The 364-nt window shown below is 55.8% G+C and carries 1 protein-coding gene; it reads right to left on the bottom strand.

Annotated features, from left to right (window positions below; all coding sequences use genetic code 11):
* Positions 1 to 58 precede the first annotated feature (58 nt).
* On the bottom strand, positions 59 to 364 hold a 306-nt coding region (locus Q4563_RS17235), incomplete at its 5' end, for an aminotransferase class V-fold PLP-dependent enzyme (RefSeq protein ID WP_303605367.1).

The following is a 364-nucleotide window of genomic DNA, read 5'->3' as shown; positions in this document are numbered from 1 at the left end:
ATACGCACGTTTTGATAAAAGGTGTACGCATGTAACCGCTGTCAGACCCAACCCCGTCTCAACCCCGGCTGGTCTGCTGACGTAACCGCGTTACAATCCGGCTCACCTGCTCAATGGCAAAGTCAATATCGTCCTCAGTGGTGTAACGGCCGACACTGAAACGCAGCCCGGCATGAGCCAGCGCATTGCTGCGTCCAATGGCTTTTAACACGTAAGAAGGCTCGATACTGGCAGAGGTACAGGCCGACCCGGACGATACCGCCACTTGCGCCAATGAGGCGAGCAGGATTTCACCGTCAACCCCGTCAAATGACAGATTAAGCAGACCAGCAACCCGCTGCCGGGCATGGCCATTCAGATAGAC

Source organism: Gilvimarinus sp. 1_MG-2023 (assembly GCF_030548285.1).
The sequence above is the reverse complement of the archived record's forward strand: the minus strand, read 5'-3'. Positions and strand labels throughout refer to the sequence as shown.